This is a genomic window from Paraburkholderia ferrariae NBRC 106233 (assembly GCF_000685035.1).
In the GTDB taxonomy this organism is placed as follows: domain Bacteria; phylum Pseudomonadota; class Gammaproteobacteria; order Burkholderiales; family Burkholderiaceae; genus Paraburkholderia; species Paraburkholderia ferrariae.
The window spans coordinates 294,831-318,724 of sequence record NZ_BAYB01000013.1 but is presented as its reverse complement, the minus strand read 5'-3'; the positions used below and the strand labels follow the sequence as shown (position 1 = coordinate 318,724).

The 23,894-nt window shown below is 62.4% G+C and carries 21 protein-coding genes and 1 pseudogene; 20 read left to right on the top strand and 2 right to left on the bottom strand.

Annotated features, from left to right (window positions below; translation table 11 throughout):
- Window positions 1–515: 515 nt before the first annotated feature.
- The 4 genes from BFE01S_RS38980 to BFE01S_RS16705 all read left to right on the top strand — a co-directional run bounded on the left by BFE01S_RS38980 (window position 516) and on the right by BFE01S_RS16705 (window position 4,885).
- Window positions 516–1,619, top strand: a complete 1,104-nt coding sequence (locus BFE01S_RS38980; RefSeq protein ID WP_084169967.1) for a porin — start codon at window positions 516–518, stop codon at window positions 1,617–1,619.
- 107 nt (window positions 1,620–1,726) lie between these two features.
- Entirely contained in the window at window positions 1,727–2,731 is a 1,005-nt protein-coding gene (locus tag BFE01S_RS38975; protein ID WP_042337778.1) for a VOC family protein, read from the top strand.
- A 20-nt stretch (window positions 2,732–2,751) separates the two neighbouring features.
- Entirely contained in the window at window positions 2,752–3,930 is a 1,179-nt protein-coding gene (locus BFE01S_RS16710) for an FAD-dependent oxidoreductase (RefSeq protein ID WP_028226500.1), read from the top strand.
- Window positions 3,931–3,988: 58 nt separating this feature from the next.
- Window positions 3,989–4,885: an alpha/beta hydrolase gene (locus tag BFE01S_RS16705; protein ID WP_042337776.1), complete on the top strand. Its 897-nt coding sequence runs from the start codon at window positions 3,989–3,991 to the stop codon at window positions 4,883–4,885.
- Between the two features lie 96 nt (window positions 4,886–4,981).
- On the opposite strand, the gene BFE01S_RS16700 is transcribed toward BFE01S_RS16705, so the two are convergent.
- On the bottom strand, window positions 4,982–6,010 hold the full coding sequence (locus tag BFE01S_RS16700; protein ID WP_245621117.1) for a LysR family transcriptional regulator: 1,029 nt from the start codon (window positions 6,008–6,010) through the stop codon (window positions 4,982–4,984).
- 347 nt (window positions 6,011–6,357) lie between these two features.
- On the opposite strand from BFE01S_RS16700, the gene BFE01S_RS16695 reads away from it, so the two are divergent.
- From BFE01S_RS16695 to BFE01S_RS38970, 14 genes are all read left to right on the top strand, one after another.
- Window positions 6,358–7,647 carry an amino acid ABC transporter substrate-binding protein gene (locus BFE01S_RS16695; RefSeq protein ID WP_084169964.1) on the top strand — a complete coding sequence of 430 codons (1,290 nt, stop codon included), beginning with the start codon at window positions 6,358–6,360 and terminating at the stop codon, window positions 7,645–7,647.
- Between the two features lie 68 nt (window positions 7,648–7,715).
- Window positions 7,716–8,597 carry a branched-chain amino acid ABC transporter permease gene (locus BFE01S_RS16690; protein WP_028226496.1) on the top strand — a complete coding sequence of 294 codons (882 nt, stop codon included), beginning with the start codon at window positions 7,716–7,718 and terminating at the stop codon, window positions 8,595–8,597.
- Window positions 8,594–9,550, top strand: a complete 957-nt coding sequence (locus BFE01S_RS16685; RefSeq protein WP_084169959.1) for a branched-chain amino acid ABC transporter permease — start codon at window positions 8,594–8,596, stop codon at window positions 9,548–9,550. The genes BFE01S_RS16690 and BFE01S_RS16685 overlap by 4 nt, the downstream gene beginning before the upstream one ends.
- On the top strand, window positions 9,547–10,290 hold the full coding sequence (locus tag BFE01S_RS16680; RefSeq protein WP_028226494.1) for an ABC transporter ATP-binding protein: 744 nt from the start codon (window positions 9,547–9,549) through the stop codon (window positions 10,288–10,290). Before BFE01S_RS16685 ends, BFE01S_RS16680 begins: the two co-directional genes overlap by 4 nt.
- The gene (locus BFE01S_RS16675; protein WP_028226493.1) at window positions 10,274–10,987 is read left to right on the top strand and encodes an ABC transporter ATP-binding protein; all 714 of its coding nucleotides are present in this window, start codon (window positions 10,274–10,276) and stop codon (window positions 10,985–10,987) included. The genes BFE01S_RS16680 and BFE01S_RS16675 overlap by 17 nt, the downstream gene beginning before the upstream one ends.
- Before the next feature lie 103 nt (window positions 10,988–11,090).
- Window positions 11,091–13,292, top strand: coding sequence for a thiamine pyrophosphate-dependent enzyme (locus tag BFE01S_RS16670; protein WP_028226492.1), 2,202 nt, complete (start codon window positions 11,091–11,093; stop codon window positions 13,290–13,292).
- A gap of 15 nt (window positions 13,293–13,307) precedes the next feature.
- Window positions 13,308–14,804 carry an indolepyruvate oxidoreductase subunit beta family protein gene (locus BFE01S_RS16665; RefSeq protein ID WP_028226491.1) on the top strand — a complete coding sequence of 499 codons (1,497 nt, stop codon included), beginning with the start codon at window positions 13,308–13,310 and terminating at the stop codon, window positions 14,802–14,804.
- Between the two features lie 32 nt (window positions 14,805–14,836).
- On the top strand, window positions 14,837–15,268 hold the full coding sequence (locus BFE01S_RS16660) for an acyl-CoA thioesterase (RefSeq protein ID WP_028226490.1): 432 nt from the start codon (window positions 14,837–14,839) through the stop codon (window positions 15,266–15,268).
- 62 nt (window positions 15,269–15,330) lie between these two features.
- A complete protein-coding gene (locus BFE01S_RS16655) occupies window positions 15,331–17,646 on the top strand; it encodes a bifunctional salicylyl-CoA 5-hydroxylase/oxidoreductase (RefSeq protein ID WP_028226489.1) in 2,316 nt (771 codons plus the stop codon).
- Between the two features lie 49 nt (window positions 17,647–17,695).
- A complete protein-coding gene (locus BFE01S_RS16650; protein WP_028226488.1) occupies window positions 17,696–18,823 on the top strand; it encodes a cupin domain-containing protein in 1,128 nt (375 codons plus the stop codon).
- A 74-nt stretch (window positions 18,824–18,897) separates the two neighbouring features.
- The gene (locus BFE01S_RS16645) at window positions 18,898–19,809 is read left to right on the top strand and encodes a fumarylacetoacetate hydrolase family protein (protein WP_028226487.1); all 912 of its coding nucleotides are present in this window, start codon (window positions 18,898–18,900) and stop codon (window positions 19,807–19,809) included.
- A gap of 45 nt (window positions 19,810–19,854) precedes the next feature.
- Complete coding sequence (locus tag BFE01S_RS16640; RefSeq protein ID WP_028226486.1) at window positions 19,855–20,892, top strand: carbon-nitrogen hydrolase family protein; 1,038 nt, start codon at window positions 19,855–19,857, stop codon at window positions 20,890–20,892.
- Window positions 20,889–21,647, top strand: coding sequence for a maleate cis-trans isomerase family protein (locus BFE01S_RS16635; protein WP_028226485.1), 759 nt, complete (start codon window positions 20,889–20,891; stop codon window positions 21,645–21,647). The genes BFE01S_RS16640 and BFE01S_RS16635 overlap by 4 nt, the downstream gene beginning before the upstream one ends.
- A 2-nt stretch (window positions 21,648–21,649) precedes the next feature.
- Window positions 21,650–22,330, top strand: a complete 681-nt coding sequence (locus BFE01S_RS38970) for a flavin reductase family protein (RefSeq protein ID WP_042337774.1) — start codon at window positions 21,650–21,652, stop codon at window positions 22,328–22,330.
- 27 nt (window positions 22,331–22,357) lie between these two features.
- Here the strand turns inward: BFE01S_RS38970 and BFE01S_RS43150 are convergent, their stop codons facing one another.
- Window positions 22,358–22,516: a hypothetical protein gene (locus BFE01S_RS43150; protein WP_174464456.1), complete on the bottom strand. Its 159-nt coding sequence runs from the start codon at window positions 22,514–22,516 to the stop codon at window positions 22,358–22,360.
- 79 nt (window positions 22,517–22,595) lie between these two features.
- On the opposite strand from BFE01S_RS43150, the gene BFE01S_RS43145 reads away from it, so the two are divergent.
- Together BFE01S_RS43145 and BFE01S_RS38960 are read left to right on the top strand one after the other, a co-directional pair.
- Window positions 22,596–23,036 carry an SDR family oxidoreductase gene (locus tag BFE01S_RS43145; RefSeq protein WP_156967044.1) on the top strand — a complete coding sequence of 147 codons (441 nt, stop codon included), beginning with the start codon at window positions 22,596–22,598 and terminating at the stop codon, window positions 23,034–23,036.
- Window positions 22,945–23,891 (top strand): annotated as a pseudogene (locus BFE01S_RS38960) (IS5 family transposase); the annotation flags it as partial. The gene BFE01S_RS43145 and the pseudogene BFE01S_RS38960, both read left to right, overlap by 92 nt.
- Window positions 23,892–23,894 lie beyond the last annotated feature (3 nt).

The window sequence follows — 23,894 nt, the reverse complement described above, 5'->3', positions numbered from 1 at the left end:
GGTGGACCAGGGTCTGCAGCAGTTCGGCAGCAGCATCGGGAAGTCGTCAACGATCAGCAGCGGCACGCGCACGAACTGCTGGAACTTGCGCTCGTAGAGGCCCGTGGCGCGGGCTGCATGCAGTTTCTTGATCAGATCCGTTCAGAAAGAACGGAGCGTACCCATCTGGAAAGTTCGAATCGCGTTCAACACTCGGCGCCGGTGGCGCCAATACGCCGATCCCGAAATGGCTCCATAACGCCGGTCAGTGACAGCACCGAAGAATCCTGCGTCGAACCTGCCGCACTGGCACCGGCTCATCCTGTTTCTGAGCACTGCCCGCGCGCGAGCAATAACTTCCCGGGTCGCGCACGCCATGCCCGTATCTCTGCTTGCGCTTGCGCGAATATTTTTTTATGTCATGCATATTAATGATTGATTTGTGATTGACCTTTTCTGTCAGTAACTTATGACCCAGTTTCATTTCGGCTCAATCAGGTGCTTTGCCAGCGCAGCGTCGGACTGGCTCAGTGCCGATGATCGCTCTCAGCATTCAACTGGAAGGGGATTGGACAGTGAAGAAGGCAATCGCAGTGGCAATGGCAACATTGCTCGGGGTCTGCGCGACAGCGCATGCGCAGTCATCGGTCTTGCTTTACGGCTCTCTGGACGTCGGCGTGCAGTTTTTGTCGCACGCCGGTCAGAACGGAAGCAACGTGGTTAACATGCAGTCAGGCAACGTCGTCCCGTCCTACTTCGGCCTCAAGGGGACAGAAGATCTGGGCGGTGGATATAGCGCGTATTTCAGGCTCGAAGAGGGCATCAACATAGCGAACGGCTCGACGACGGTGCCCAATGTATTGTTTAGCCGCTACGCGTTCGCCGGCCTGTCGAGCCCATATGGTTCGCTACAGTTCGGCCGCCAGTACAGCGTGATGTTCGAACAGACGCTGCTTTATGATCCGACCTATCTGGCCCAATTCTCGGTGATGTCAGCGAATCTGATCCCGATCGAAACTATCAATCCGAACAACTCGATCAAGTACATCTCGCCGGAAATAGGCGGCTTTTCGGGTGTCGCGATGTATAGCCTGGGACAGCAACTGCCTGGCGATTTCCGCGCGGGAACCTACCTTGGTCTGGCGCTCGCTTACCACAATGGACCGTTCTCGATCCGTGGCGTCTACGAAAGCACGCGTGGGCAGGCTGACGTCGCGGCCGGCACGTCGATGTCGAGTCTCGTCGATCGCCGGGCTAGTGTCGCGGCCCGATATTCGATGGGGCCGGCCACATTGTATGCAGGCTACGCGAATGTCTCCGGCGATCTGCAGTTGTCCCCCGCGGGCAATCTATACTGGGGGGGCGCCACCTGGCTCGCCACGCCGCAGGTTAATCTGATCGGCGAAGCCGTTCGCTACGACACGCGTGGCGGCAGCGACGGCCGGCCGATGTGGTTCATTCTCGGCAGTGAATACTTCCTCTCCAAGCGAACGTTCTTGTACGGCTTCCTCGCTTATCTGGACAATCGCGGCGGCAAGGATTTCACGCTCAATACTTACGATCTTGCGGCCCTCGGCGGGGTGAGCGCCGGTGGCATGAGTCAAACGGGTGTTCAGATCGGGATTACGCATTCATTTTGACGTGTGCAAGATTGCTCTTTTCCGCTTTCGGCCAGCCTCGGCGGCCTACTATTGCACCGAAGTCATGGCGACTTCTGAACGCCATGACCCATTAAGGAGGATTTGACATGAGTATTGGCGCTTCATCGACCTGGCCCGACGGCGACCAAAAAGTCTATTTTCAGCCGCGCCGTCTGGGGCACGTCAACCTGTGGGTCGAGGATGTGGATATCTCCGAACGGTTCTATAACCAGACGTGCGGGCTGAATGTCGAGTTCACCGAGCCGGATTTGATTGCGAGTTTTCTCGGTACGGGTCATACGCCGCACGACCTGGGCATGATGGAGACGACCAAGGGCGTGAATCGTTACGGGCGCGACGGTTTGCTCCAACTGCCGGGAACGATCGGTTTGAAGCCGGGGCTCAACCACCTCGCGTGGGAACTGGAGAACGAGGCGGAACTCGTCGCCGGGTGGCGGCGCCTGCAGGCCGACAAGATCGAAACGGATATCACGGTCGACCATCAGGTCGCACACAGTATCTATATGTTCGATCCGGACGGGAACTACAACGAGTTCTATTGCGATACCTTGAAGGACTGGCGTTCTCTTCTCTCGGGGCCGATGGAGTTGCTGACGAGCAAATGGGATCCCGACGTGGCGGAGCCGTTTACCGACGGCCGATACGACGAGCATCCCGAACTGCGCCGCGTGGAGGGTGCACCTGTCGAGCCGTATCGCGTGACGCATGCGGTGCTGGAGACTGCGCGCATCGACGAGATGCTGCGTTTCTATTCGACGGTGGGTGGCCTGCACATCGTGAAGCGTCTGGAGGGGGCGATCTATCTGGCCGGCACACTCGACGCCTACCGGTACAGCCTGATCCTGGTGCCGGCTGCGGCGCCGTGCTACCACCATGTCGGGTTCGAACTAAAGGACGAGGAGACGCTTCAGCGTTGCCTCGATCGGCTGGCGGCTAAAGGACTGGTCCCTGAGCGCGTCGTCGACCTCCCATGGAAACACTCGTTTTTCCTGATAGACCCGGATGGCCAATTGAGCGAGTGGTATGTGCGAAGGGGTGAGCTTCCGGACGTGGCCGAAAGGGGCGACGTTCCGCTGGCATTTGCGGTGTAACAGGTGAACAGGTGATAGGCATGGCTAAGAAACTGAAGGCGGTCATTGCGGGCGGCGGCCTTGGCGGGATGGCGACGGCGGTCGCGCTCGGCATGCGCGGTTGGGACGTGACGGTGTACGAGCGTCAGAATGCGTTGCGTGCGGCGGGATCGGGCATTTATATCTGGGAAAACGGGCTGCGCGTGCTGGAAGCCCTCGGCGCTTACGACGCTGCGGTGGAGGGCGCCTTCCACGGGCACTACTTCGAGCAACGCGATAATCGCGGCGAAATTATCGAATCCGCCCCGATTCCTGCGGACAAGCGGTTGATTACCGTCAAACGCAGCCAACTTCTGGCTGCGCTTGCGGAGGCGGCGCGCAAGCATGGCGTGCGAGTCGAAACGTCGATGGAAGTCATTGGCGCAACGCCGCGCGGGGAGTTGCTCTTTGCGAACGGGCAGCGTGTGCGCGCGGATCTCGCCATTGGCGTGGACGGTATCTGGTCGAGAGTCCGGCTATCGCTCGGACTTGAGATCCTGCATGAACAGACGGTCGAAGGTGCATTGCGAACCGTAATTCCAGCCCAGCCGGGCGATATCCCGGAGCAGGATGGGGGTAAATACATCGAGAACTGGAACGGGAAACGCCGTTTCCTCATTACGCCGATCAATGACGACGAGATCTATTTGGCCCTGACCTGTCCGGGTAACGACGAGGCCGCCCGCGCCACGACCGTGGACAAGGCATTGTGGAGCGCGGATTTTCCGGCCTGGCGTCATCTGATCGAACGGATCGGCGCGGAGGTGAGTTGGGGTGTTTATAGCGTGACCAAAGCCCGTACGTGGTCCTCCGGGCATGCGGCGATTCTTGGTGACGCGGCGCATGCGCAACCCCCCAATCTCGGCCAGGGTGGCGGAATGGCAATGCAGATGGGACTTGCACTGTCGGTCGCCCTTGCCGATGTCCGGGACGCGCGCGATATTCCGGCTGCGCTCGAAGCGTGGGAGGCGGCTGAACGTCCGCTGGTCGAGCATTGCCAGAAATGGTCCTGCCTGTACGGCGAAGTGGCGTTCCTGCCAGATGAGGTGCGCACGAGGACCATACGTGCGGCGATGAGCGATCCCTGGGTTTCCGCGCAGGTTTTTCGGGCAGCCAATTCCCTTCCCACCGGCACCGAGCACCTATTGCCGTGGAGCGAGCGCGCGCGCGTCGCCGTTTGACTTTCTCCCTCGTCGAGCCGGTCGTCGCGTGCCGGCTCGTTATCTGTGTGGATCACGCATGACTCCGACCGTTCTGCAGCAGACTGCTGCGACCACTCTCATCGACAAGGCCTACGACGCTCGCCATTCCGTGAGCGCTGAGGCGTTTGCCGACGCGATGCAGCAATACACTCAGCGCTCGGCGCAAAGCCGCGCAGCGCTGCGATGTCATCTGGACATCTGCTATGACGAGGCATCCGGCCAGACGCTCGACATCCTCGCATCTCCCGGGTTGCGCGACCAGCCGGTCTTACTGTTCATTCATGGCGGCTATTGGCGCATGCTGTCCAAGGAAGAGTCGGCATTCATGGCCGACGCACTAGCTCGATCCGGCATCGCAACGGTAACGATCAACTATGCGCTGGCGCCGGCGGTTACGCTTGAGGAGATCATCGGCCAGGTACGGCAAGCGTTGGTCTGGCTTGCGCGCAATGCGTCGCACTACGGGCTGGATGCCCGGCGGATCGTGGTGTCGGGGAGTTCGGCAGGCGGCCATCTGGCGGCCACGCTGCTGGACGACGCCTATCGCGTCGCGACGGCGCTGCCCGCCGAAGTGCCCTGCGGCGCGTTGCTGGTGAGCGGCTTGTACGACATGCAGCCGATCCGCGAGAGCTTCGTCAATGAGTGGCTTGGGCTTGACGACTCGCGCGCCGAAGCGGTCAGTCCAATCGGTATGCTGCCTCGCAAGCCGGTTCCATTGGCGATTGTATGGGGCGAGCACGAGCCCACGGGTTTTAAAGAGCAGGCTAAGCGCTACGAGTCGCGCTGCCGTGCGCAATGGGGCGAGGAAGCGGACGTTGCAGTCAGCGCGTTCGAGGTGCCGGGACGTCACCATTTCGACGTGGTGCTGGATCTGTGCGATCCATCTTCCGCGCTCACGCATGCCCTTTTTACGCTGTTGAAAATCTCCGGCTGAGCCCGGCCGGACTTTCCTTTCCCGCGTGGCGGCCCGGCCGCCTTCCCACACGTTCTCCATCCGACCAGTCCCCTGCGCCTCGCGACGACCGGGGGCTTACTCGTGTTCGTCGTCTTCGCGCAGCGTGTCGATCACGAGCTGGCGAAGCCAGCGATGGGCCTCGTTGAATTCGAAGTTCTCGTGCCAGTGTGCCGTGACGGTGACCTGGGGCGGCGTCACGGGCAGTTTGTACACGACGAACTCGTCGTTCTGGGAGAGTACCGGCGCGACGCGGCGCGGCACGGTCACGATCCAATCCGAGCGGCGCAGGATCTCGGGCACCGCGGTGAAATGCGGAATGCGCAATGCGATCTTGCGCTGGATCCCGCGTTCGAGGAAATGCTCTTCGATCTGCTCGTGGGCATTTTCCGCCGACTTGACGAGGATGTGGGACATCGCCAGGAACTGTTCCCTCGACAGGTGCCGTTCGGGCAGGTTCTCGCGTTTGCGGGTCATGCACACATATTCCTCATGGAAGAGCGGAACGAAACGCGTGCTGCGCTTCAGGTTTGGCATATTGCCCACTGCGAGGTCGATCTCGCCGTTGCGTAACGCTTCGGCGACATGGTCCAGCGGCATCGACAGGATATCGAGCCTGATGCCCGGCGCCTCGGACGAGAGCCGGTCGCAGAGCTTCGGGAGAAACACCAGTGCTCCGATGTCGGACATCGCGAGCAGGAAGGTGCGCGTGGTCTGCCCGGGCTCGAAGGGCTGAGTGAAGTGCAAGACGTTATTGGTCGCGGTAATGGCGCGCTGTAACGGCTCCCTCATCGCGAGCGAGGCCGAGGTGGGATGCATCTCGTTGCCGGTTCGCACGAACAATGGGTCGTTGAAGATACCGCGCAGTCTTCCGAGCGCATAACTGACGGCGGGCTGCGACAGCCCGAGCCGATTGCCAGCCAGCGTGAGACTGCCTTCCTCCAGTATCGCGTGGAAGATGCGCAACAAATTAAGATCGATACGATAGTCATCCGCCATTTTTATGACCTTTTGCAAGTTGATGCATTTGGCAGATATCTTAGGCGCTTTCCAAACTTTCTTCCAGCGACTTCTTCCGCGTGCGAACGGCCACGGCGGCGCGGCCATTCAAGAAAGACGTGCAGAAACTGCTGCGCAGGGACGCAGAAGCATTCTGTGGGGACGGATCCCCGCGATAGCCAAAGCGCTGCTGCGGTCCGGCATGTCATACGAAGGACGGCTAGCAGGGGCGGCCCCGATTTCCCACCTGATTGGCGTGCTGGCTGACGCCGACGACATCCCGCGCGCGCTGGGCGGGGCACGTCGCGAGCAGCGCTGGCGAGGATAGCGACGAAAGGTGGGCGCGCCGGCGACCGAAATGGCTAGGTCATATTATTTATTTATGACATATCGGTTTTGTACATATTTGACCGATTTAATCGACACCCTTAATTTAGACGCAACGATGCCCACCCATGAGGACAGACATCGATATCGGACGGTCCTGCAGCAGCTTACGTGGAGGGGCCGCGGAAAGTAATGACATTTCCTTGCAAGGAGTTTGTCGAACTATGCATCAGATGAAAACGATGTTCCGGCGCCTGCTGGCAAGCGCTTTGCCCGCCTTGGCGCTGGTGAGCGCAGCGCACGCGGTCGAACCCGTCAAGGTCGGTCTCGCGATCGCGCGAACTGGCGATTACGCCCCTGCAGCGCAGGGCCAATTAAACGCTTATCAGATGTGGGCCGACCAGGTAAATGCCGGAGGCGGACTGGACGTGGCCGGGGTGCATCGCCCGGTCCAACTCGTGGTGTACGACGACCAGTCGGATTTCGGCAAGGACGCGTCGATCTACGAGAAGCTAATCACGAACGACAAGGTCGATCTGCTGTTGTCGCCGTGGGGCACGCCCGCGCACTTCGCGGTAGTCGGCGTGCTCGAGCGCTACGGCTTTCCCATGGTGGGCAGCTCGGCGGCGTCGCTGCAGATTCGTGCGATCAAGGCCAGGAACATCTGGTTCCCGACTTCGGCGGTACCGGACAAGATGGCGACGGCGCTCGTGGATTTGATGCGCGAGCAGCACGTGAAGACTATAGCGATCCAATCGATTCAACTGCCGTTCCCGCAGGAGGTTCGCACCCAGTTGTTGACGGCGCTTGCGTCGTCGGGCATCAAGGTGGCCGTCGATCGGCAGTATTCGCCCGGCATTCAGGACATGACAGCGATGGTTGGCGCAATCAAGTCGGCTGCGCCGGACGCCGTGATTTCACTGTCGTATCCGTCGGATTCGATTTTGTATATGCGAACGGCGCGGGAGCAGGGCATCAAGGCGCCGTTCCAGTTCGTGCTGGTGGGTCCGACGGCGCCGTTTTTCCACAAGATGTTCGGCAAGAGTCTCGACGACATCGTGACGATTGGCCACTGGTCGCCGCATCAAGCTGCGTGGCCCAAGGCAAAGCCGTTCTTCGACGCGTACGTAAAGCGCTACGGCGAGCCACCGGACTATCTGGACGTGGCGCTCGCGTGGATGTCTACGGAAATTCTGCAGCAGGCGGTGACAACGGCCGGTCTGTCACACGACAAACTGCGCCAGGCAATCTCCAGCACGACCTTCGATACGATCGACGGACCGGTCAGGTTCGATGGCGTTCAGAACGTGAGCACGCCGACGATGTTCCTGCAATTTCAGAAGGGCGAGGCGCAGATCGTTTATCCGGCTTCGACTGCGACCGCGAAATTCGTGCCCAAGACTTCCTGGGATAACTAAGAGACGGACCGATGGGGTCCCGGCGGTCCGCCGGACCGCCGGGCCATACCCAACGTTATGGATTGCATATGAGCATCGACTTTCCTCAGCTCGCGCTAGCCACGCTGACGCTCGCATCTATCTACGCGCTCGTCGCATTAGGTTTGAACCTGATTTACGGCACGATGCGCCTGCTGAACGTGGCGCATGGCGAAATCATGACGCTGGGCGGCTATTTCACGTTCGCTTGCTTTACGCGCCTGCATCTATCGCCGATTGTGTCGATTCCGCTCGCGATGGTGTTTTCCGCAGGCCTCGGCGTGCTGTGCTATTACGGCTTGTTTAGCTGGCAGTTGCGCTCGCCCGAGCTGGCGAAGCGTCTCGAGTCTAATTCCCTGCTGGTGTTTTTTGGCCTGTCTACGGTATTGCAAAACGTGATTGCCCTGGCATTCACGTCCGACCCTCGCAGCTATTCGTACCTTGATCAGGTCGTCTCCGTTGGTGGCACGCCGTTCCTGTTGAATCGTCTGGTGATCCTGCTGGTGGGGGCGATAGCCACGTTGTCGCTGATGTGCTTCTTCCGCTTCAGCATGGCGGGTCTCGCGGTCCGCGCGCTGATCCAGCAGCGCGATGCGGCCGCCCTGGTTGGCATCAATGCCCAAAAGCTCAACAGGTTCGTGTTCTCGCTGGGTTTCGCGGTTGCCGCGCTTGCCGGCGGTCTCATCAGCATGTCGGACAACATCACGCCGTTCAGCGGATTTCCCTACACGATCTCCGCATTCGTCGTGATCATTCTCGGCGGCTTGGGTTCTTTAGGTGGTGGCGTGCTGGGCGCGCTGGCGCTGGCGCTCGTCGAGGTGTTCGGCTCGGCCCTGACCTCACCGGCTTACCGTTCGATCCTGGTGTATGGCCTGTTCGTTACTGTGTTGTTGTTACGTCCGCAAGGACTGTTTGGGAAGAGGGGCGTATGAGTCAGGTCGATAAAGTCGAGCGCATGGTTGACGTATCAGTCGGAAAATCGGCGTGGCGTGGTAACGGCATGTGGCTCGCCGGGTTGGCCGTCATCGCATATCTGCCGCGGATATTAGATGCTTACGGCCTCAACGTGTGCCTCGAGCTGTTCTCGTGGATCGCGTTAACCGGCGCGTGGGCGGCATTCTCTGGCATGACGGGCTATGTATCGCTCGGGCAGGCAGTCTTTTATGGTCTGGGCGCGTATCTCGCCGCGCTGCTATGGCAGGGTGCGCCGCTTCTTGTGATCGTGCTGGCGGCGGGTGCGGCGGCCGCGGTACTGGCGTTGCTTGTCGGGTTTCCAGCGCTGCGCGTGCGAGGGCCCTACTTCGTGATCCTGAGTTTCGGGATATCCGAACTCGTCAAGTACGTGGTGGTCGCTATCGAAGCGGCACTGGGATCCAGCGGCCGCTTGCTAATCGGCACGCCCGCCCCTGAGCAGATGTTCTATCCGTTGTTTGCGCTGGCGGCGATCGCGACGGCGATCAACATCTGGCTGGCACGCTCTCGATTCGGATATGGGTTGAAAGCGATCAGCGAGGACGAAACCGCGGCCGCGACGATCGGCGTACCGACGCTGCGCTACAAGCTCACCGCGTTTGCTCTGTCCTCGGTCATTCCGGCTATGGTCGGTGTGTTCGCGGCGTTGCGCAGCACCTATTTCGAGCCCATGCAGCTCTTCAATCCGATCACCTCATTCACCGTGGTCTCGATGGCGATCATCGGAGGCAGTCAACGTCCGATCGGGCCGCTGCTGGGCGCCTGTTTCATTACGCTGCTTTCGGAACTGTTGTGGTCGCACGCGCCGCAACTCTACATGATCATCATCGGTCTTTTGCTTGTCGTCTTCGTGCTGCTGGTGCCGGGCGGCCTGGCTGGGTTTGGCGAAAAATGGATACGGAGGCGGAAATGAGTTTGCTGGCGGTTGAACAGATCGGGCGCCGGTTCGGCGGTGTCGTGGCGCTCGACCAGATTTCGTTCGAGGTTGAAGAAGGCGAGATCGTCGGTCTGATGGGCGCAAATGGCGCCGGCAAGACAACGCTGTTCTCGATGATCGCCGGTAATCTCAAGCCTTCATCCGGAAACATCCGGCTGGATGGCAAACGGATTAGCGGGCTGACGCCCGATCAGGTGAGTAGTCTTGGCGTGGCGCGTACGTTCCAGATCGTGCGCCCGTTCATGAACATGACCGTGCTCGACAACGTCGCGGTGGGCGCACTGTTCGGGAAAGGGCGGCAGCGGACGTTGGCCGGTGCGCGCGAGCAGGCGCATGCACTGCTCGCGGAGGTAGGGCTCGATGCACGCGCCGCTCTCCCCGCCGGCATGCTGAACCTCGCCGGTCGTAAGCGTCTGGAGATCGCGCGCGCGTTGGCGACCGAGCCACGCCTGTTATTGCTTGACGAAGTTCTGGCGGGACTGAACGGCAGCGAAGTGACGCAGGCGCTCGAACTCATCATCGAAATCAAGCAGCGTCGTGCATTGAGCATCGTCATCGTGGAACACGTCATGAAGGCGTTGATGAGAGTCAGCAAGCGCATCGTCGTATTGCACGAGGGGCGCAAGCTCATGGAAGGAACCGCCGAAGAGGTCACGAGCGATCCGCGCGTTATTAAGGCTTATCTGGGAGACAACCGTTATGGCAAAGCTGCTTGAGGCCTCGGGCGTTTCGGCCGGCTACGGTCCGATCAAGGTTCTGCAGGGCATCGATTTCGGCATCTGCACGGACTCCATCACAGCCGTGATCGGCAGCAACGGGGCGGGTAAGACCACTTTGATGCGGACTCTGGCGGGCCTCGTGAAGGCGCAGGGCGGGACGATTGCATTTGGTGGCTCATCGCTGGCCGACCTCGATGCGAGCGCCCGTCTGGCGCTCGGTATTTCGCTTGTGCCCGAGGGCCGGCTCGTGTTTCCAGAATTCACCGTGGCGGAAACGCTCCGTGTCGGGGCCTATGCCGTGCGGGCGCGCGAAGGGATGGAGGAGCGGGCCAACGCGATGTACGAGATGTTTCCGCGGCTCAAGGAGCGACGCCGCACCCCGGCGGGTTCGCTGTCTGGCGGGGAGCAGCAGATGCTGGCGTTGGCGCGTGGCCTCATGTCGAAGCCTCGCCTGCTGCTGCTCGACGAGCCGAGTCTTGGTCTAGCGCCGGCAATGGCCGACGAAGTGTTCGATTCTCTGCTGAAGGTGCGAGCGTCGGGGGTCACGATCGGTATCGTCGAGCAGAACGTCTATGCGGCGCTATCGATTGCCGATTACGCGTATGTGATGGAGAACGGCGAGATCGTCCGGCATGGGCCGAGCCGCGAGATTCGGGACGATCCGTCGATCGCCGCCTCCTACCTCGGCTGCTAGAAAAGCAAGCGATCTTCGTCACGGCGTTGGCAAGCAGGATCGGAGAACTCATGCATGACGATCACACGTCATGTGCGACTGAAACACTACGTAAGGGATGTTCATGGCAGAGCGGTCGTTTGTCGAGGAAGTAAAGAAACTGCGCCTGGGCGCAGGCGAGCTGTTCAGCGGCGAAGGCATTCTCGCGGTGACCAAAGCGCTGCTGGAATCGGGCGTGGCTTATGTGGCCGGCTATCAGGGTGCGCCCATTTCGCACCTCATGGACGTACTGGCCGATGCCCAGGACATCCTGGACGATCACGGCATCCGCTTCGAAAACAGCGCGAGCGAAGCGACGGCAGCCGCGTCGCTGGCCGCCTCGGTCAACTATCCACTGCGCGGCGCGGTCACGTTCAAGGCGACGGTGGGCACCAACGTGGCGTCCGACGCGCTGGCCAATCTGGCGTCGGGGGGCGTGACCGGTGGCGCGCTGATCATCGTCGGCGAGGACTATGGCGAAGGCTCGTCGATCATGCAGGAGCGCAGTCACGCGTTCGCGATGAAGTCGCAGATCTGGCTGCTCGACCCGCGTCCGAATCTGCCTTGCATCGTGCAGGCCGTGAAGGATGGCTTCGATCTGTCCGAGGCAAGCAACACGCCCGTCATGCTGCAATTGCGCATTCGCGCATGCCACGTGCACGGTCAGTTCATTGCCTCGGATAACAGAAGGTCGGCCTTCTCGATCAAGGATGCGCTCGAAAACCCGGCACGCGACGTCGACCGGATCGTGCTTCCGCCCGCGAGCTTCCTGCACGAGCGCGAAAAGATCCACGAGCGTTGGCCGGCTGCGGTGGAATTCATCGAATCGCGCGGGCTGAACGAATTCTTCGCGTCCGGTACACACGATATCGGTATCGCGGTGCAGGGCGGCAGCTACAACACCGTGCTGCGCGCGCTCGAGCGGCTCGGCCTGGCCGACGTTTATGGCGAGTCGCAGATTCCGCTCTACGTGATGAACGTGGCCTACCCGCTCATCGACTCCGAATGGGAGCGCTTTTGCGAGGGCAAGCGCGCGGTGCTCGTGATCGAAGAGGGCCAGCCCAACTTCGTCGAGCAGAACGCGGCCGCGATTCTTCGCCAGCGTGGCATGAGCGCCGCGCTGCACGGCAAGGACATGCTACCGCTCGCCGGCGAGTACAACACCACGACCGTGATGAAAGGCCTGCGCGCATTCTTCGAGCAATATGGCGTGCTCGCGCCACAGCCGGTGCCGCGCAAGGTGATCCCTCTGCTGGCCGTGCCCGCCACTCCCGCGGCGCCAGGCACGGCGCAAGCCGCGCACCCGATCGTGGCCGACGCATTGCCGGCGCTCGATGACAACGTGCATGCAAGGCCGCCCGGGTTCTGCACCGGCTGTCCCGAGCGGCCGATCTTCACGGCGATGAAACTGCTCGAGCGCGAGATCGGGCCGCACCACGTGAGCGCCGATATCGGTTGCCATCTGTTCTCGATCCTGCCGCCGTTCAACCTCGGCGCGACTACGATGGGCTATGGCCTCGGCGCGGCCAGCGCCGCCGCGCTGAACGCTCCCGCGGGCAAGCGCGCGATTTCGGTGATGGGCGACGGCGGCTTCTGGCACAACGGGCTCACGAGCGGTATCGCCAACGCGGTATTCAATCGCAGCGACAACCTCACCGTCGTGGTCGACAACAGCTACACGTCGGCGACCGGTGGCCAGGACATCCTCTCGTCGACGGCGCTCAATCCGACGCGCAGTACCGGGCACGAGATCGAAGACGCCGTGCGCGGCGTCGGCGTGACATGGGTCAAGACGGTGCGGCGCACCTATGACCTGAAAACCATGAAGGCCACGCTCAGGGAGGCGCTCACGACGGCCACGAAGGGCCCGAAAGTGCTGATCGCGCAAAGCGAATGCATGCTCAACAAGCAGCGTCGCGAGAAGCCGAAGCAGCGCAAAGCGATCGCCGCGGGCGAGCGGGTGGTGCGCGAGCGCTTCGGCGTCGATTCCGATACCTGCACCGGCGATCATTCGTGTATCCGTCTGTCGGGCTGCCCGTCGCTGTCGATCAAACCCAACCCCGACCCGCTGCGCACCGATCCGGTGGCGAGCGTGCTCGACAGTTGCGTTGGCTGCGGTCTGTGCGGCGAGGTCTCGCATGCGGCGGTCCTGTGTCCGTCGTTCTATCGCGCGCAGATCATCACCAATCCGACGCGTATGGACAAGCTTCGGCAGCGTGTGCGCGACGCGATTATCGGCTGGCTGCAACGCCGTGCTGCGCAGAGCCGCGCGCGCTACGCCTTCTGATTCAGGGGACACACGATGAAAGCACAACCGATCAAGATCGCGATTCTCGCGATGGGCGGCGAGGGCGGCGGCGTCCTCGCCGACTGGATCGTGGACCTTGGCGAGCACAACGGCTACCACGCGCAGACCACCTCGGTCCCCGGCGTCGCACAGCGCACCGGCGCGACGATTTATTACGTCGAGCTGTTACCGGTCGAAGCGGGCGAGACGCGCACACCCGTACTCGCGCTGATGCCGTTGCCGGGTGACGTCGACGTGGTGCTCGCCTCGGAGTTGATGGAGGCGGGACGCGCGGTGCAGCGCGGCCTCGTGACGCCGGAGCGCACGACGCTCGTATCGTCGACGCATCGCGTCTATTCGATCGCGGAAAAAGCCGCGATGGGCGATGGCCGCGTGAATGACGACGCGCTGATCGCGCATGCCGCCCGGGCCGCGAAGCGCTACGTACGCTTCGACATGGCGCAGGCCGCGCAGGCGAGCGGCAGCGTCATCAGCGCGGTGCTGTTTGGGGCGTTGGCGGGCACGGGGGTGTTGCCGTTCAGCCGCCGTCAGTTCGAGATGACGATCGAGCGTGGCGGCGTGGGCGTGAAGCCGAGCCTGCGCGCATTCGGTCTCGCCTTCGAACGCTCGGGCGCCGACGCGACGCCCGAGAACGCGAGCGCTGGCGCGGCGGATCACCCGGCACCCGCGCCGCGCGATGCCGCGGTGGTGCGACTCGTCGAGCGCGTAAGCGCGGAATTGCCGGCCGAAGTGCTGCCGATCGCGCTCGAAGGCGTGCGCCGCCTGATCGACTATCAGGATCCCGCTTACGCAAACCTGTATCTGGACCGTCTCGCCGCTTTGCGCAACGCGGTGCCCGGGGCCGAGGTCGTCCTGTTGCGCGAGAGCGCGCGTCACCTTGCGCTCTGGATGTCGTATGAGGACACGATCCGCGTCGCCGACCTGAAAACACGCGGAGCGCGCTTCGAGCGCGTGCGCGGCGAAGTACAGGCGCAGACGGACCAACTGCTCGCGATCAACGAATTCATGCATCCACGTATCGAGGAAATCTGTGAGACGCTGCCGGCCGGTCTTGGCCGCTGGCTGGCACGGCCGCACTGGGCTCATCGGTTCGTGGCGCGTTGCACGCAATCGGGACGCGTCGTCCAGACCAGTTCGCTGCGCGGCTATCTGATGCTCTACATCGTCGCGAGTCTGCGCGGCATGCGCCGGCGTACGTTGCGCTATGAGCTGGAAAACGCGCGTATCGAGGCGTGGCTCGCGCAGATCGTCGAGACCGCAAAACACAACCCCACGCTCGCGACGGAAGTCGCGCAATGCCAGCGCCTCGTGAAGGGCTATAGCGATACCCATGCACGCGGCCTGAAGAATTACCAGACGCTGATGGCCGCGGTGTGCAAGGCCGGCGCGCGGCTGGCGCCGGCGACCTTGCGTGAGTTGCGCGACGCGGCGCTCGCCGACGAGCACGGCCACAAATTGAAGGCGGCGCTCGTGCGTCACGCACTGGCCTGAAACAGCGAAGCAGCAGCAAAGGAGTCACGGTAATGACAGATCACATGTTCGAACGCAAACACAAAATTCAATTTTCCGAGTGCGATCCCGCCGGCATCGTGTTTTATCCGCAATATTTCGTGCTTTTCAACGACTTGATCGAGTCGTGGATCGACGAGCTTTTGCCCGAGGGCTATCACAGCGTGATCGCAGCGCGGCGGGTGGGCATGCCGACCGTGCATCTCGACGTCGATTTCAAGGCGATCAGCAAGATGGGCGAAGTCGTTTCGCTGTCGCTCGACGTCGAGCGCGTCGGACGGAAGTCGCTCACGCTTGGATGGGCGTGCACAGGCGAGGATGGCGTGGTGCGCATGGCGGCGCGGCAGACTATCGTGACGACTTCGCTCGACACGCACGAATCGATTGCAATTCCCGAGGATCTGCGCGCGGCCATCGAGCGCGCATCGTCGCCGCGCAACGATTGATGGAGCACGAGCCGCGCGGCTCAGCCGGCTCACGCACTACTGGATTATTGGAGTAATTCGAAATGAAGATTGTCTGCATTGGAGGTGGCCCGGCGGGCCTGTATTTCGGTCTGCTTATGAAGCTGCAGAATCCGGACAACGAGATCGTGGTGATCGAGCGCAATCGTCCATACGACACGTTCGGCTGGGGCGTAGTGTTCTCGGACGCGACCATGGACAACCTGCGCGACGCGGATCCCGTTTCGGCCGAGACGATCGGCGACGCGTTCAACCGTTGGGACGATATCGAAATCCACTTCAAGGGCCGCGCGATTCGCAGCGGGGGGCACGGCTTCATCGGCATCGGCCGCAAGAAGCTGCTGAACATCCTGCAGGCGCGTTGCGAAGAAGTTGGCGTGCAACTGGTGTTCGAGGAGTACGTGCAGGACGACGAAGCGGTCGCCCGCAAATACGCTGCGGACCTCGTGATCGCCTCTGACGGTATCAACAGTCTCGTGCGCACCAGGTATCAGCAGACGTTCAAGCCCGATATCGACCAGCGCCGCTGCCGTTTTGTCTGGCTCGGCACGAAGAAGGTGTTCGACGCATTCAATTTCATCTTCGTGCAAACCGAGCATGGCTGGTTCCAGGCGCACGCCTATCGCTTCGAGGACGGTCTTTCCACGTTCATTGTCGAAACGCCCGAAGAGACGTGGGAGGCGGCCGGTATCGGCAGCATGAGCCAGGAAGAAGGCATCGCCTATTGCGAAAAGCTCTTCGCCCCGTATCTCGACGGCAACCCGCTCATCAGCAATGCGACGCATCTGCGCGGCTCGGCGATCTGGATCCGCTTCCCGCGCGTCATTTGCGAAAAGTGGGTGCACTGGAACATGCAGGACGACGGCAGGAAGGTGCCGGTCGTGCTGATGGGCGACGCGGCGCATACCGCGCACTTTTCGATCGGCTCGGGCACGAAGCTCGCGCTCGAAGACGCGATCGAACTGGCGCGCAGTCTGAAGACCGTGGACGGTCCGCTCGAAGCGCAGCTCGCGCACTATGAAGCGGTGCGCAGCGTCGAAGTGCTCAAGATCCAGAACGCCGCGCGCAATTCGACCGAGTGGTTCGAAAACGTCGAGCGCTATGCGAGCCTCGAGCCCGAGCAGTTCGCATACTCGCTGCTCACGCGCTCGCAACGTATCTCGCACGAGAATCTGCGCATGCGCGATCGCGACTGGCTGGAGGGCTACGAAAGCTGGCTGGCGGATCAGGCCGGCGCGACGCGAGGGGACAAGGCCGTGCCGCCCATGCTTACGCCTTACCGCATTCGCGACGTGGAGCTCAAGAACCGCATCGTGGTTTCGCCCACTGCGATGTATTCCTGCGAAGACGGCGTACCGGGCGACTTTCACGTCGTGCATCTGGGCAGTCGCGCGCTCGGCGGCGCAGGACTCGTGATGGTCGAAATGACGGCCGTATCGCCCGAGGCGCGTACGACGCCGGGCTGTCCTGGCCTCTGGAACGACGAACAGGTGGCCGCGTTCGCGCGCATCGTCAGGTTCGTGCACGGCAATACGAGCGCGCGCATCGGCATTCAGCTCGGCCATGCGGGGCGTCGCGCGTCGACGCAACTGGGCTGGGACAAGATGGACCATCCGCTCGAAGCCGGCAACTGGCCCGTGATCTCCGCGTCGGCGCTGCCGTATCTACCGGGCGTGTCGCATACGCCGCGCGCGATGACGCGAGAGGATATGGATCGCGTACGCGACGATTTCGTCGCCGCCGCGCGCCGTGCCGATGCAGCGGGTTTAGACTGGCTGGAGCTCCAGGCAGGCCACGGTTATCTGCTGTCGTGTTTCATCTCGCCGCTCGCCAACGAGCGCGACGACGAATACGGCGGCTCGCTCGCAAACCGCATGGCGTTTCCTCTTGAGGTGCTTCGCGCGGTGCGTGAGGCGTGGCCGCCCGGTAAGCCGCTGTCGGTGCGTATCTCGGCTTCGGACTGGGCGGAGGGCGGCATTAGCGGCGAAGACGCGGTGCAGATCGGGCGCCTTTTCAAGGCCGCGGGCGCGGACATGATCGATTGCTCCTCGGGCGAAGTGACGCCCCGGCAGAAGCCCGTGTACGGCCGTATGTATCAGACGCCGTTCGCCGACCGCGTGCGCAACGAAGCCAACGTGCCGACCATCGCCGTGGGCGCCATCACCGAGGCCGATCACGTGAACAGCATCATCGCTTCGGGCCGCGCAGACCTGTGCGCGCTGTCGCGCCCGCATCTCGCCGATCCGGCCTGGGTCCTGCGCGAGAGCGCGAAGCTCGGCTACGGTCGGGTGGAATGGCCGCGCCAGTATCTGCTCGCGAAGGAGCAGATGGAACGCGCGTTCCAACGCGCGCCTTCCTGAGAGCGCGAATGCGCGACTTCCCTGAATTGAAGCAATGGAGAACAACGACATGGCTGAACAAAACTATGACGCCTATCGCGAGAGCGTAGCGGGTCGCGCCGACGTGCAAGACACGCCGGAACTCATCGCTTACTACAAGTCTCTCGAAGCGCTGGAGACGGGCGCGCTGTGGACCGTCGCGAACAAGATCGAGCCGTGGCAGCCCAAATCGGAGTCGGTGCCGGTGCTGTGGCGCTATCGCGAGTTGCGCGAACACGTGCTGCGCTCGGTCGATCTCGTGACCCCCGAGAAAGCGGGCCGTCGCGTGATCTATCTGAACAACCCGGGCCGTCGCGACGTGTCGGCGGCGGTCGGCTGGCTGTATTCCGGCCTTCAGGTCATGCATCCGGGCGAGGTGGCGTCGGCGCACGCGCATTCGTCGTCCGCCTTGCGTTTCATCATGGAAGGCACGGGGGCGTACACCATCGTCGATGGCCACAAGATGACGCTCGGCCGCAACGACTTCGTGCTCACGCCCAACGGCACCTGGCATGAGCACGGCGTGGCCGCCGAAGGGTCGCCCTGCATCTGGCAGGACGGTCTCGACATTCCGCTCGTCAACGCGCTCGAAGCCGGCTTCTATGCCGTTCATCCCAATCTGCGGCAGGCCGTCACGCATCCGGTCGACGATTCCACGGCGACGTGGGGCGCGCCCGGCCTGCGCCCGCAAAACGGCGAATGGAACAGGCGCTACTCGCCGCTTTTCAAGTACGAGTGGGAACCCACCTACGAGGCGTTGACGCGCCAGGCCCGCGTCACGGACGGCTCGCCATTCGACGGCGTGCTGATGAACTACGTGAACCCGGCGACAGGCGGCCCGGTGATGTCGACGATCGGTGCGAGCATGCAACTGCTGCGTCCGGGCGAGCGCACGCGCGCTCATCGTCACACGGGCAGCTTCGTCTACCAGGTGGCGAAGGGCAGCGGCTATTCGATCATCAACGGAAAGCGTTTCGACTGGAATGAGCGCGACATTTTCTGTGTTCCGTCGTGGGCGTTTCATGAACATGCCAACGCTTCGGCTTCGGACGATGCCTGCCTCTTCTGTTTCAACGACCTGCCGGTCATGCACGCGCTCAATCTCTATCGCGAAGAAGCGCTCGCCGAAAACGGCGGTCATCAGATCGTGGCCGTCTGAACAGTCGAGCCCTACCCCTATTCAATCCTGTTCGTAGCCGCCTCTCATGCAGGCGGCGTTTATGGAGTCATGCCATGCGTCTCGTCACCTATCGTTCCGAGGTTACCGCTGCCGCCCGTCTGGGCGCGATCGTCGAGGGCGCCGTCGTCGATATCGCTCGCCTCGGCGCCGCCACGGGCCATCCGTTGCCAGCCGGCATGCTGGAGTTCATCGACCTCGGCCCGCAAGCAGTGCGCTTCACGGGCGCGCTGCTTGACGAACACCGCGGCAAGTGGCCGGTCGGTGCGGCCGTACCGGTGGACAACGTCAAACTGCTCGCCCCGATTCCGCGCCCGCGCAAGAACATTTTCGGCATCGGGCTCAACTACGTCGAGCACGTGGCCGAGTCGAGCCGGACGCTCGATACGTCGAAGGATCTGCCCAAAGAACCGGTGATCTTTTCGAAGCCGCCGACCTCGGTGATCGGTCCCGGCGACGCGATCGAGCACAATCGGGAGATCACCCAGCAACTGGACTGGGAAGTCGAGCTGGCCGTCATCATGGGCACGCGTGCCAAGGGGGTGAGCGAGTCGGACGCACTGAAGCACGTGTTCGGCTACAGCGTCCTGATCGATATGAGCGCCCGCGACTGCCGCCGCGCGGGTCAGTGGATCTATTCCAAAGGTCAGGATACCTATGCGCCGTTCGGACCGTGCATCGTCACCGCCGATGAGATTCCCGACCCGCACACACTGAACCTGAGCCTCAGGGTCAACGGCGTGACCAAGCAGAGTTCCAACACGCGTTACATGCTATTCAAGGTGCCCACGCTGATCGCCGACATCAGCCGTGCCATGGCGCTGGAACCGGGCGACATCATCGCGACCGGCACCCCCGAAGGCGTGGGCGCGGGCCGTTCGCCGCAGGAATGGCTGTGGCCCGGCGACGTGGTGCACGCGCAGGTGGAAGGCATCGGCGAGCTGCGCCATCCGGTCGTGGCCGTTTGAAGCCGGGGCGTTCCGCTTAACTCTTGAACGATCGAGATCGCATCCATGCTTAATCTTCCGAAATTCAAGGCGGCGGCCGTGCAAGCCGCCCCGGTGTTTCTCGATACCGAGGCCACCGTCGACAAGGTCTGCACGCTGATTCGCGAAGCAGCCGGCAACGGCGCGCGCCTCGTTGCGTTTCCCGAGGTATTCGTTGCCGGCTATCCGTACTGGAGTTGGGTAATGAATCCGGTGGAGGGCAGCCCGTGGTTCGAGAAGCTCTGCAAGTCGGCAATCGAGATTCCCGGTCCCGAGGTTCGTCGAATTGCCGGCGCCGCAAAAGCGCATCGGATCAACGTGGTGGTGGGCGTGAACGAGCGCAGCCGCACGGGGATCGGCACGCTCTACAACACGCTCCTGACGATCAGCGACGAAGGCCGCATTCTGGGCCGGCATCGCAAGCTCGTGCCGACGTGGGCCGAGAAGCTCACCTGGGCGAATGGCGACGGCTCCGCGCTGCGCGTGCACGAAACCAGCGTCGGGCCGCTCGGTTCGCTTGCCTGCGGGGAAAACACCAACACGCTCGCGCGCTTCAGCCTGCTTGCTCAGGGCGAACTCGTGCACGTGGCGAGCTACATCGCGCTGCCGGTAGCGCCGCCCGAATACGACATGGCCGAAGCGATCCGCGTGCGTGCCGCCGCGCATTGCTTCGAAGGCAAGCTGTTCACGGTCGTATCGTGCTCGACCATTTCGCCGCAGATCGTCGATGCGATGAGCGCGACGCATCCCCAGGCGCGTGAACTGCTCACGCGGCGCAATAGCGCGTTCTCCGGCATCCTCGGGCCGGACGGCCGCGTGATCGGCGAGCCGCTGATCGACGAGGAGGGCATCGTCTACGCGGACATCGATCTTTCGCGCTGTATCCAGCCGCGTCAGATGCACGACATCACGGGACACTACAACCGCTTCGACGTGTTCGACCTGCGCGTGAATCGCCGGCCGCTCGCTCCCGCGCAGTTTTTCGACGCGGGCAATGACGCCTTCGATTTCGACGCCGAACTGGCGGAACTCAACTCCTTCGAGCTTACAGAGAGCAAGTCATGACACAGCAGCGTGCAGTGCGTATCGGGCAGATCGTGCCTTCGTCCAACACGACGATGGAAACCGAAATTCCGGCCATGTTCCGGGCGCGCGAAGGCAGCTTCGCGGAGCGCTTCACGTTCCATTCCAGCCGCATGCGGATGAAGAAGGTCGTGAAGGAAGAACTCGAAGCCATGGACCGCGATAGCGACCGCTGTGCGATCGAGCTTTCCGATGCGCGCGTCGACGTGCTGGGCTATGCCTGCCTCGTCGCGATCATGAGCATGGGCCAGGGCTATCATCGCGTGTCGGAGAAGCGTCTGTTCGAGCGCACGGCCGAGAACGGCGCGCCCGCGCCGGTGGTGACGAGCGCCGGCGCGCTCGTGGACGGATTGCACGCGATGGGCGCTAAACGGGTCTCGGTGGTGTGCCCCTACATGAAGCCGTTGACGAAGATGGTCGTCGAATATGTCGAGAGCGAGGGCATCGAAGTGCAGGACTATGTCGCGCTCGAAATTCCCGACAATCTGCAGGTGGCCGCACAGGACCCGGCGCGGCTGATGGAAATCTACAAACGCCTGAATCGCAGCAACATCGACGCGCTCGTGCTTTCCGCGTGCGTGCAGATGCAGTCGCTGCCCTCGATCCAGCGTGTGCAGGAAGAATCCGGAATTCCGACCGTGTCCGCCGCGGTCGCGACGACCTGGCAGATGCTGCGGCGTCTTGAGCTGCGCACCGAAGTGGCCGATTGCGGCGAGCTGCTCTCGGGCAAATACTGAGCATGAACGCGTCCGCAAGCAACGCCGCGCCGCTCGCCGTATCCGGGGAGCAGTGCGGGGATCAGCACTTCTACGAGCCCACGCGCGGCCACGGTCTCGCGCACGATCCGCTCGGCGCGATCGTGGGACCGCGTCCGATCGGCTGGATCTCCACCCGCGGCCCGGATGGCGCGCTCAACCTCGCGCCATACAGCTTTTTCAGCGTATTCAACTATTCGCCGCCCATCCTCGCGTTCTCGAGCGTGGGCTTCAAGGACACCGTGCGCAACGCGAAGCATTGTGGCGAATTCGTCTGGAACCTCGTCACGCGCGAGCTGGCGGAGCCCATGAACATGACGAGCGCCGAGGTGTCGGCCGATATTGACGAATTCGCGCTCGCAGGTCTCGAAGCGGCACCCTCGCGTCTCGTGTCGGCGCCGCGTGTTGCACAAAGCCCGGTGTCATTCGAGTGCAAGGTGTGCGACGTGACGCAACTGCGCCGGGCCGACGGCAGCGCGCTCGACACCTGGATGGTGACCGGCGAGGTGGTCGGCGTGCACATTGCCCGTGCGTTGCTCAGCGAGGATGGGTATGCGACGGCGGCCGCGCGGCCGATCATGCGTGGCGGCGGTCCGGCCGACTATTTCGAAATCGGCGAGGCGGCGAAGTTTCTGATGCGCAGGCCGAAAGCGGCGCGAGGGTGAAGCCGAAGGCGAACTAGCGGTGCCCGATCAGGCCGTGGGCCGATGCAGCTCGATGAGCAGACGCAAGGTGGTCTCGAGTTCTTCGGCTTTCGTCTTGGCGAGCGGCGCCAACACGCGATCATCGTGCGCTCTGGCCTGCCTGACGAGCTCGGACACGAGCTTTTTGCCTTGCGGCGTGATGCGCACGAACGCTTGGCGTAGCCCTACACTTCCATGTGGCCGAGCACGCGCTAGTCGGGAATTTCGAGCCCGGTGATTCAAACCCATTCACGAAACGCCGATCGATGAAGCGGAATGGGTGATCTATCTGAACGACAATGGCGTGTACTGCGGTGTCAAGTATCAGCTCGAAGTTACGCTGCGTTCGGCTGGAGCCCCGTCGTCAAATAAGGCCTCCATCTTTGGATTGCGAGGTATGGATGGCATTGCTCACTACGTGGTGGTCAAACACGCGGTAGCGGGCGCGACCCTCGCAGTCGGCAACGAACACGCAGTTCAGAACAGTCGCGTCAATGATTTGTGTCCGGGTGCCACCGAGACACCGAATTACATAGCTTCGAACTGCGTAGATGCACGATTTTTTCTTGAGAAGATGCGCTGGGGCGAACGCAGGGCAAGCGTGCCCAAAGGGGTTTCACCGCGCCAGGTACTGGCGGGAATACAACACGGGCTTGATCGCGAGAGGCGATGTGACCATGTGGATTGAGGAAACGGTACTGACGCAGTTATCGGGGGCGAGCCCCGGCGGGCGTGGCCGGCCGCGCATCTATAGCGATGCGGCGATCCAGATGCCGCCCGGCCTCAAGCAGGTTTTTCATCTGCCGCTGCGCGCTGTGCAGGGCTTCGCACCCAGCCTGCGCCGACTCGCCTACCCGGGCTTGCCGGTGCGTAACTACACGATTTTGGCCCGTCGCGCACAGACCCTGAAGCTTGTAATGCCAACGCAGCGCCCCCATGCCCCCTTGCACCAGGTGATCGATAGCACGGTACGGAAGGTATGCGGCGAAGGTGAGTGGGAGGTGCGCAAGCACGGCTATTCGAAGCGCCGGACATGGCGCAAGGTACATCTGGCGATGGACGCGAACACCGGCCCGATCTGCGCCGAGCCGATGACCCATCAGGACGAGGGCGATGGCGAAGTGTTGCCCGATCTGCTCGACCAGATTCAAGCTGATGTAGTGATCGATACCATCGGTGGCGATGGCATCTACGACCCCCGGCGTTGCCACGGGCAGATCGCCGCGCGTGGCGCGAGCCCATCGATCCCGCCGCGCGAGAGAGCGAGGCCGTTGCCGGATAGCACGGGCGGCGCGACCTGGCGCGATGCGGCTATCGACGCTATTGGGAGCGGCAACGGGCGCGAATGGAAGCGCGCGACTGGTTACCGCCGGCGCTCGCTGGCCGAGACCTTGACGTACCGACTCAAGATGCTCGCCCGCAGTCCGTCCGTATCGCCTGAGCTTGAAAGCACAGAGATCATGTTGTCGCTACACCCGAATAACGCAACAAGGCCGATACGATCCAACAACCTGGATCAATCTGCTTGTTTTTATTCTATTAACCG